This window comes from Kitasatospora sp. NPDC004799, assembly GCF_040609095.1.
Taxonomy (GTDB): Bacteria; Actinomycetota; Actinomycetes; order Streptomycetales; family Streptomycetaceae; genus Kitasatospora.
The window spans coordinates 1-8,896 of record NZ_JBEXJK010000349.1 but is presented as its reverse complement, the minus strand read 5'-3'; the positions used below and the strand labels follow the sequence as shown (position 1 = coordinate 8,896).

Sequence of the window (8,896 nt, the reverse complement as noted above, 5' to 3'; positions counted from 1 at the left end):
CAACTCGGCACCGACACCCCCGTCATCACCCTCGACGCCCGCCGCCGCGACAGCGCCAAGAGCGCCCTCATCACCCTCGTCGAACACGCCCTGCTGGCTCGACTGCGGTGATCGCGCACGGCCGCGGCCCGCGGGACTCCGGACGAAGTCCCGCGGGCCGCAGGCACACCGGGCGCTGACTACTCGGTCGGCTCCAGGCCCGCCCGGATCAGGCCGTAGGTGTACGCGTCCTCCAGCGCCAGCCAGGAGGCGGCGACCACGTTGTCGGCCACGCCGACCGTCGACCAGGTGGCGACGCCGTCGGTGGACTCGATCAGCACCCGGGTCTTGGAGCCGGTGCCGTGCTGGCCCTCCAGGATGCGGACCTTGTAGTCCACCAGCTCGAAGGTGGCCAGCGGCGGGTAGATGCCCTCCAGGGCCGTGCGCAGCGCCTGGTCCAGCGCGTTGACCGGGCCGTTGCCCTCGCCGGTGGCGATCCGGCGCTCGCCCTTGGCCCACAGCTTGACGGTGGCCTCGTTGCCCGTGAAGCCCTTCGGGCCCTGCTCGCTGATGGTCCGCCAGGACTCCAGGGTGTAGAAGCGCTCCCGGCTGCCGCGCACCTCGTCGCGCAGCAGCAGCTCGAAGGAGGCGTCGGCGGACTCGTAGGTGTAGCCGAGGTTCTCCTGCTCCTTCACCTTGGCCACCACCCGCCCGGCCAGGTCCCGGTCGCTGGAGAGGTCGTAGCCGAGCTCCTTGCCCTTGAGCTCGACGGAGGCCCGGCCGGCCATGTCCGAGACCAGCATCCGCATGGTGTTGCCGACCCGCTCGGGGTCGATGTGCTGGTACAGGTCCGGGTCGACCTTGATCGCGGAGGCGTGCAGGCCCGCCTTGTGGGCGAAGGCCGAGAAGCCGACGTACGGCTGGTGGGTGGAGGGGGTCAGGTTGACCAGTTCGGCGATCGCGTGCGAGATCCGGGTCATCTCGGCCAGCCGGCCGGCGGGCAGCACCCGGCGGTCGTACTTGAGCTCCAGCGCGCCGACCACCGGGAACAGGTTGGCGTTGCCGACCCGCTCGCCGTAGCCGTTCGCGGTGCACTGGACGTGGGTCGCGCCGGCGTCCACCGCGGCCAGGGTGTTGGCCACCGCGCAGCCGGTGTCGTCCTGGGCGTGGATGCCGAGCCGGGCCCCCGTCCGGGCGAGCACGTCCGCGACGGTCTCCCGGACGCCGGCCGGCAGCATCCCGCCGTTGGTGTCGCAGAGCACCACCACGTCCGCGCCGGCCTCGTGCGCGGTGCGGACCACCGACACGGCGTACTCGGGGTTCGCCCGGTAGCCGTCGAAGAAGTGCTCGCAGTCGATGAACACCCGCCGGCCCTGGGAGCGCAGGAACTCGACGCTGTCCCGGACCATCTCCAGGTTCTCGTCCAGGGTGGTGCGCAGCGCCAGCTCCACGTGCCGGTCGTGCGCCTTGGCCACCAGGGTGATCACCGGGGCGCCGGAGGCGACCAGGGCGGCCAGCTGCGGGTCCTCCGCCGCCCTGCCGCCGGCCCGGCGGGTGGCGCCGAAGGCGACCAGCTGGGCATGGTGCAGCTCCAGCTCGTCGGCGGCGCGGGCGAAGAACTCGGTGTCGCGTGGGTTGGCCCCGGGCCAGCCGCCCTCGATGAAGCCGACCCCGAACTCGTCCAGGTACCGGGCGATGGCCAGCTTGTCGGCCACCGTCAGGTTGATGCCCTCCCGCTGTGCTCCGTCGCGCAGCGTGGTGTCGAACACGTGGAAACTGTCGTCGGTACGGGTGACCTCGGTCATGACCCCTGGTTCTCCGTTTCGGGGAGGTTGGTACTGCTCTGCCGGACTTCCTGGTCCCGGCTCCACTGTCCAGCATCCCGCGCGCGGTCCCGGTGTCCCCGGGCCCCTCGTGAGGGCCCTCGGCCGGTCCGGGAGAAACAAAAAGACCCCTCGCGGGTGCGAGAGGTCTGCGCGCGGGTCTGGACGCTCGTGGTCGCTCCGCATCGGGTCGTGCGGGAAGCGGTCACTGCGGACCGGCGCGCCTGCTGCCAATAATCAGCGAAAGCGAGGACACACCGGCAGTCTGGCACAGCCGCCCGGCATCCGGCCCGGCCGTCTCGCGATGCGGAACGGCCGCCCGGCGGGCGGGGATTCCGCCCGGTGGCGGGCCCGGGCGCCCCGGTGTCGCGGGGCGCCCGGTCAGCGCGGTCAGCCCGGTCAGCGCGGTCAGCGCGGTCAGCGCGGTCAGCGCGGTCAGACGATCTTGTGCAGCCAGCCGTGGGTGTCCGGGGTCTGGCCGCCCTGGATCGACAGCAGGGCCTTGCGCAGCTCCATGGTGACCGGGCCGGGCTCGCCGGCGCCGACGGTCCAGTCCGCGGCGGCGGACTTCACCGAGCCGACCGGGGTGATCACGGCGGCGGTGCCGCAGGCGAAGACCTCGGTCAGGGTGCCGTCGGCGTTGGCCTGCTGCCACTCGTCGGTGGAGATCCGGCGCTCCTCGACCGCGTAGCCGAGGTCGGCGGCCAGCTGGAGCAGCGAGTCGCGGGTGATGCCGGGCAGCAGGGCGCCGGACAGCTCCGGGGTGACGACCTTCGCGTCCTTGCCCTCGCCGAAGACGAAGTACAGGTTCATGCCGCCCATCTCCTCGACCCACCGGTGCTCGGCGGCGTCGAGCCAGACCACCTGGTCGCAGCCCTTCTCGGCGGCCTGGGCCTGGGCGACCAGCGAGGCGGCGTAGTTGCCCGCGCACTTGGCGGCGCCGGTGCCGCCGGGCGCGGCCCGGACGTACTCCTTGGACAGCCAGACCGAGACCGGCTTGATGCCGCCCTGGAAGTAGGCGCCGGCCGGCGAGGCGATGATCATGAAGAGGTAGGAGTTGGCCGGGCGGACGCCCAGGCCGACCTCGGTGGCGAACATGAACGGGCGCAGGTAGAGGCTCTGCTCCGGCTCGTTCGGCACCCAGTCCTGCTCCTGGCGGACCAGCAGCTCGACGGCCTCGACGAAGGTCTCCACCGGCAGCTCCGGCATCGCCAGGCGGCGGGCCGAGGCCTGGAAGCGGGCGGCGTTGGCCTCCGGGCGGAAGGTGGCGATGGAGCCGTCGGCCTGGCGGTAGGCCTTCAGGCCCTCGAAGATCGCCTGGCCGTAGTGCAGGGTCATGTTCGCCGGGTCGATCTCCAGCGGCGCGTACGGGGCCAGCTGGGCGTCGTGCCAGCCCACGCCCTCGGTCCAGCGGATGGTGACCATGTGGTCGGTGAAGACCCGGCCGAAGCCGGGGTTGGCCAGCCGGGCCTCGCGCTCCGCTGCGGGCAGCGGGTGGGCGGAGGGCTTGAGGTCGAACGTGATGGGCGCCTGGGTGGCCGTGCTCATGGCTGTTTCCTTCACCGTGGGGTTGGTCCGGGCCACCACCGCTGCGGAAACGTTTCGGCGAAAATCACCTGAACGGACGCACAACGGCACGGCCCACTGTCGATACTCGCATCCAGAGGGCCGTGCCGAACAGCTGCCCGCCCTCCTCGAGGGCCGCGAGCTGCGGTTGTGCGGTCCGGCCCGCCGGGCCGGAATCGCTCTTGGATCCGGCCCGTCAGCCGGAACTCCGCTCTCGGATCCGGCCCGCTAGCCGGATACTCGGCCGGCGAGCGCGTCGCCGACCTGGGAGGTGCCGCGGGTGCCGGAGCGCTCGGCCAGGTCCGCCGCGACGGCGGCCTCGATCCGGGCGGCCTCGGCGGCGAAGCCGAGGTGCTCCAGCAGCATCGCGACCGACAGCACGGTGGCGGTCGGGTCGGCCTTGCCCTGGCCCGCGATGTCCGGGGCCGAGCCGTGCACCGGCTCGAACATGGACGGGAACGCGCCGCTCGGGTTGATGTTGCCGCTCGCGGCCAGGCCGATCCCGCCGGTGACGGCGGCGGCCAGGTCGGTCAGGATGTCGCCGAACAGGTTGTCGGTGACGATGACGTCGAACCGCTCCGGCTGGGTGACGAAGAAGATGGTCGCCGCGTCGACGTGCAGGTAGTCGGTGGTGACCTCGGGGAACTCCCGGCCGACCTCGGCGACGATCCGCGTCCACAGGTGCCCGGCGTGCACCAGCACGTTGTTCTTGTGCACCAGGGTGAGCTTCTTGCGGGGCCGCGCCTGCGCCCGGCGGAAGGCGTCGCGCACCACGCGCTCGATGCCGAAGGCGGTGTTCAGGCTGACCTCGGTGGCCACCTCCTGCGGCGTCCCGGTGCGCAGCGTGCCGCCGTTGCCGACGTACGGGCCCTCGGTGCCCTCGCGGACGACCACGAAGTCGATCTCCGGCCGGCCGGCCAGCGGGGACGACACCCCGGGGAAGAGCCGGCCCGGACGCAGGTTGATGTGGTGGTCGAAGGCGAACCGCAGCTTGAGCAGCAGCCCCCGCTCCAGCACGCCCGACGGCACGCTCGGGTCGCCGATGGCGCCCAGCAGGATCGCGTCGTGGGACTTCAGCTCCGCCAGCACGTCGTCCGGCAGCGTCTCCCCGGTCCGGTGGTAGCGCCGGGCCCCGAGGTCGAACTCGGTGGTCTCCAGCTTCACGTCGGCGGGAAGCACGGCGCCCAGGACCTTGAGGCCTTCGGCCACCACTTCCGGGCCGATGCCGTCACCGGGGACAACTGCGAGACGAATGGTGCGAGACATGCTCGGACCCTACTCCGCCGTCCCAGGTGCTGACACCCACCGTCCACTATTCGGACGTGTCGATCAGATCGACCTCAATCGGAAAAGGCCGTTCGACCTTCAGCTGCTTGTGGTAAATGCCGGTCAGACCATAGGCCTTGGTGGCCGGGTCCAGCTCGTACACGTAGACGACCGGGCGACCCTCGTCGTCGTCCTCAACCCTCCAGAAGTGGGCGATGCCGGCTGCGGCGTACTTTCGCGGCTTGGTGTCACGATCCCGCTCCTGCGACTCCTCCGACACCACCTCGACCGCGAGCAGCACGTCCTCCGCCTGGCAGGAGGTTCCCTTGCGACCCTTGGGGCCGGCATGTGCCCGCTTATCGACGACCAGGAGGTCCGGCTCAAGCCTGTTGCGCCGATCCAGCGTGACCGTCATCTCGCGCCAAGCCGCCCATCCCGGCGGAACGGCTGCCACCAGCGCGAACTCCAGCTGACGAACCGCCAACAGATGGAAGATGGTCTGCGGACTCACGAAGATCAGGCTCCCGTCGATCAGCTCGGTGTGCGGCGGGAGATCAGGCAGCCGGTCCAGGTCTTCGGCGGTATATCCGCCGACCGGCGGGCGAAGCCAGTCGGGGTACGGCTCGATGCTCATGGTTCCTCCCATACGGGCATCCTGGCGGCGCTCTCAGGCTACTCGGCGGAGAGTCCTCGAACGCCACTCCTTCGAAGGAGCGCGTGCTTCGGCTCGTACGCCTGGGGCGTGTTTAGGTTGGCGGGGTCGGTGCGGCGGCGGGTGGAACGGGGTGCGGATGGGCGGGCGGCGGCGGGAGGCGCTGGTCTGCGGGGGTGCGGCCGGGCTGGCGATGGGCGGGTACGGGCTGGCGGCGGGGGTGCGCGGGCAGTGGCCGGCCGGGGCGGAGGCGGTCGCCGTGCCGTACCACGCGCACCTGTGGGACCTGCTGCACGGGCAGGCCGCCGGGGACCTGCTGGTCAACTGGAACAGCGGCTACGGCGCCCCGTTCCTGGCGGACTTCTTCGCCTACCTGATGAACCCCTTCTCCTGGCCCACCGCGCTCCTCCCCCGCGACCAGGGCCGGCTCGCCGTCCTCCTGGTCACCCTGGCCACCATCGGCCTCGGCACCGCCCTGATGACCCGGCTGCTCGGCCGCCTCCACCCCGGCCCGCCCGGGCTGCGGGCGCTCGCCGCCGTCGGGTACGGGCTGTGCGCCTGGGTGCTGGACGTCGGCGGGGCCGCCCCGATGTGGCTCTGGGGCCTGGTCTCGCTGCCCCTGCTCGGGCTGGCCGGCGACTGGTGCCTGCGCGAGCGGCACTGGGTGGCCGGCGCGCTGTGCGTCGCGCTCGCCTGGGTGGGCAACCTGTACACCGCCGCGCTGGCCACCCTGGCCGCCGCGCTGCTGTTCGCCGTCCGGCTGTTCGCCGCCCCGCGCCCGTTCCGCGCCCGGGTCCGGGCCACCGGCCGGGCCGTCACCACGGCCACCGCCGGGGTGCTGCTCGCCTCCCCGGTGCTGTTCGTCGCGGTCCGGGCCGCCCGCCGGGCCCAGCCGGAGTCCCCGGTCGAGCCGCTCGGCCCGTCCGGTGTCGGCGCCCACCTCGCCCGGCTGCTGCCCGCCACCCACGGCGGGCAGCGGCTGCCGGACGTGGCGATCGGCGTCTTCGGGCTGCTGGTGGTGTGCGGGCTGCCGTTCAACCGGCGGGTGCGACCGCGGGAGCGCGCCCTGTGGTGCGCGGCGCCGGCGCTGGTGGCGGCCGGCTTCGTCTGGACCCCGACCGTGCTGGTCTGGCACGGTCTGGCGATCCCGGCCGGCGGGCCGTACCGGGTGGCCTTCGTGCTCAGCGGGCTGCTGGTGCTGGCCGGCTGGGTCTCGCTGGCGCACCGCCCGGACCTGCGCACCGTGCTGGGCGGCGCCGCCGTGGTGGCGGTGGTCGCCGGCCTGGCGGCGGGCCGGTCCACGGTGCACCCGGCCACCTGGGCGCTGCTGGCCGTCGGCGGCGCCGTCCTGTCGGCGGCGCTGTGGCTGCTCGACCGCCGGCCCGCCGACCGGCGGGCGACCGCGCTCGCCGGCTGGGTGATCGGCGGCACGGTCCTGGGCAACGCCGTCTGGTCCGGGTACGCGGCGCTCGGCGCAGCCCCCTCCGGCGGCGCCTCCCCGGCGGCCGTCCGGGCCGGCCACGCGGCGCTGCGCGCGGCCGCCGACTGGCCGCGCGGCCGCAGCGACCCCGGGCCGCACGCCTTCACCCCCAACGACCCGCTGCTGCTGAACGGCCAGGGCGGCGGCTGGTTCAGCAGCTACCTGCCGACCGTCACCGCCCTGCTGCTGCACGACCTCGGCGCGGGCTGGACGGCCGGCGGGCGGCAGACCGCGAGCGTCACCGACCCGGTCGGCCGGGCCCTGTTCGGCGTCCGCACCCACCTCGACGACGCCCCGCCGGGCGCGTCGCCGCGCTCCTTCACCCCGGTCCGGGCGGCCGCCGCGCCCCCGCTGGTCACCGTGCTGCCCCCGGGGGCCCGGACCGAGACCACCTCGGTCTGGTCCCGGCAGGAGTCGCTGCTCGGCAGCCAGGTGTACGACGCCCCGCTGCCCGTCCCGGCGGGCGGGCCGGCGCCCGTCCTGCACGGCACCAGCGGCTGGTCGGTGCCGGGCGGCGGGGAGGGCACGGTGTTCACCGCCGCCTGCACGCCGGGCGGGACGGCCTACTTCCACGGGGTCTGGTACCGGGGCACGGTCAGCGGCCTCGGCACCGAGTACCGCAGCGAGGGCGAGCAGCCCACCACCGCCGTGCCGGTCCACCGGCTGGGGACCGTCCCGGCGGACGGCGTGGTCCGGGTGACGCTGCGCTCGGACACGGTGAGCCAGGTCCCCGCCCGCCCGATCGGCTGCCTGCGGGCCGGCGCCCTGGAGGCGGCCGTGGCCCGCCTCACCGCGACCGGCGCCACCCGGGTGGAGGCCGGCGGGCACACCCTCACCGCGGACCTCCCGGCGGGGTCCACCGGCACCGCGCTGCTCTCCGTCCCCGCCGCCGAGGGCTGGACCTGCGCGGTGGACGGCGGCCGCCGCGCCGCCCCCGTCCCCGTGCTCGGCATGATCGGCGTCCCGCTGGGCGGCGGCGCCTCCCGGATCGCCTGCGCCTTCCGCCCGCCCGGCCTCACCGAGGGCCTCACCGTCGCCTCCGCCACCGCCGCGGTGCTCGCCCTGGTGGCCGTCTTCGCCCGGCTCACCCGCCGACCGACCCGCCTCCCGCGCCGCGACCGCCGCCGGGCGGCGCGGGCCGCCGGAGCCTGACCCACTCCCCGCGGGTGCGTGTGCCACGAGCCGTGTGCGCCGCCCGCCGTAAGGCGACGGGGGCGGCCCGCCGGTGGGCCGCCCCCGCCACCGGTGGTCAGGGCAGGTCGAGCACCTGGGCCCGCCGCTCGGCCGGGTTGAGGTGGTACAGCAGCAGGAGCCGCGAGGCGTCGCCCTGCGCCCGGTGCACGTCGAGGACGGTGCCCGGCCCGGCCGGGACCACCACCGCCGCCGGCCCGCGGAGGCCGGCGCTCGCGGTGAGCGCCGGGTGCAGCACGTCCAGCGGGACGGCCGGGTCGGTGCCGTTCAGCCCGATCGCGGAGAGGGCGTCGGCCGCGTCCGGCGTGCCGCCCCCGGCGTAGCCGGTCCAGACGCCGTAGCGGACGGTGCTGTGCCCGGGCGCGACGCCGGGCAGGGCGCTCAGCCGGACGGGCAGCACCAGGACGTCGCTGTCCAGCAGGGCGGTGTCGGTGTCCCCCCAGTGGGCGTTGAGCGGCTGGACGTCCAGTTCGGCCCCGGTGCGGGCGTCCAGGGCGCGGGAGACCAGGACGTCGCTGCCGCGCAGCCGGTCGGCCTTGAGGACGACGTCGGTGCTGCCGTCCCCGTCGGTGTCCAGCGCCACCCGCACCCCGTAGAGCCCCACCGGGGTGGCCGCGGGCGCCCACAACTGCGCACCCACGTACAGCAGTTCGGAGTCGACGGCGGCCCCGGCCGCGCGCAGGTCGGCGGCCCGCTCGCCGGGGTGCTCGACGCAGATCTCGTCCGCCGGGTCGGCCTCCTCCCCCGCCGCCGCGGGCCGGACGCCCGCACCCGGGGCGACCGCCGAGCCGCTGCCGCCGGGCGGGCAGTCGGGCCAGCGGACCCCTTCGCCGCCGAGCGCGAAGGCGCCGACGCCTTGTGCGCGGAATACTCGGGAGAGGACCTCGAGGTCGCGCGGGAGATGCGCGCGTACGCGGCGCTGCTGGCGGTCGTCTACCG

At 74.6% G+C, this 8,896-nt stretch carries 6 protein-coding genes and 1 pseudogene; 2 read left to right on the top strand and 5 right to left on the bottom strand.

Features of this window, described 5'->3' with window-relative positions; genetic code table 11:
* Window positions 1-111, top strand: a pseudogene (locus ABZW03_RS31635) (ATP-binding protein); the annotation flags it as partial.
* A 68-nt stretch (window positions 112-179) separates the two neighbouring features.
* Here the strand turns inward: ABZW03_RS31635 and cimA are convergent.
* The 4 genes from cimA to ABZW03_RS31615 form a co-directional block, all read right to left on the bottom strand.
* Window positions 180-1,784: a citramalate synthase gene (gene cimA, locus ABZW03_RS31630; RefSeq protein WP_355265882.1), complete on the bottom strand. Its 1,605-nt coding sequence runs from the start codon at window positions 1,782-1,784 to the stop codon at window positions 180-182.
* 453 nt (window positions 1,785-2,237) lie between these two features.
* Window positions 2,238-3,350, bottom strand: coding sequence for a branched-chain amino acid aminotransferase (locus tag ABZW03_RS31625; RefSeq protein WP_355265877.1), 1,113 nt, complete (start codon window positions 3,348-3,350; stop codon window positions 2,238-2,240).
* Window positions 3,351-3,596: 246 nt separating this feature from the next.
* Window positions 3,597-4,634 carry a 3-isopropylmalate dehydrogenase gene (locus tag ABZW03_RS31620; RefSeq protein ID WP_355265874.1) on the bottom strand — a complete coding sequence of 346 codons (1,038 nt, stop codon included), beginning with the start codon at window positions 4,632-4,634 and terminating at the stop codon, window positions 3,597-3,599.
* A 46-nt stretch (window positions 4,635-4,680) separates the two neighbouring features.
* On the bottom strand, window positions 4,681-5,268 hold the full coding sequence (locus tag ABZW03_RS31615) for a Uma2 family endonuclease (protein WP_355265871.1): 588 nt from the start codon (window positions 5,266-5,268) through the stop codon (window positions 4,681-4,683).
* Window positions 5,269-5,425: 157 nt separating this feature from the next.
* On the opposite strand from ABZW03_RS31615, the gene ABZW03_RS31610 reads away from it, so the two are divergent.
* Window positions 5,426-7,918, top strand: coding sequence for a YfhO family protein (locus ABZW03_RS31610; RefSeq protein WP_355265868.1), 2,493 nt, complete (start codon window positions 5,426-5,428; stop codon window positions 7,916-7,918).
* A 97-nt stretch (window positions 7,919-8,015) separates the two neighbouring features.
* On the opposite strand, the gene ABZW03_RS31605 is transcribed toward ABZW03_RS31610, so the two are convergent.
* Window positions 8,016-8,896 (bottom strand): hypothetical protein (locus ABZW03_RS31605; protein ID WP_355265866.1); only part of this gene is annotated, 881 nt, incomplete at its 5' end.

What these genes read in the sequence shown, in the direction of transcription:
- ABZW03_RS31615 (WP_355265871.1), bottom strand. Translation starts at nt 5,268, where the DNA reads ATGAGCATCGAGCCGTACCCCGACTGGCTTCGCCCGCCGGTCGGCGGA.
- cimA (WP_355265882.1), bottom strand. Translation starts at nt 1,784, where the DNA reads ATGACCGAGGTCACCCGTACCGACGACAGTTTCCACGTGTTCGACACC.
- ABZW03_RS31625 (WP_355265877.1), bottom strand. Translation starts at nt 3,350, where the DNA reads ATGAGCACGGCCACCCAGGCGCCCATCACGTTCGACCTCAAGCCCTCC.
- ABZW03_RS31610 (WP_355265868.1), top strand. Translation starts at nt 5,426, where the DNA reads ATGGGCGGGCGGCGGCGGGAGGCGCTGGTCTGCGGGGGTGCGGCCGGG.
- ABZW03_RS31620 (WP_355265874.1), bottom strand. Translation starts at nt 4,634, where the DNA reads ATGTCTCGCACCATTCGTCTCGCAGTTGTCCCCGGTGACGGCATCGGC.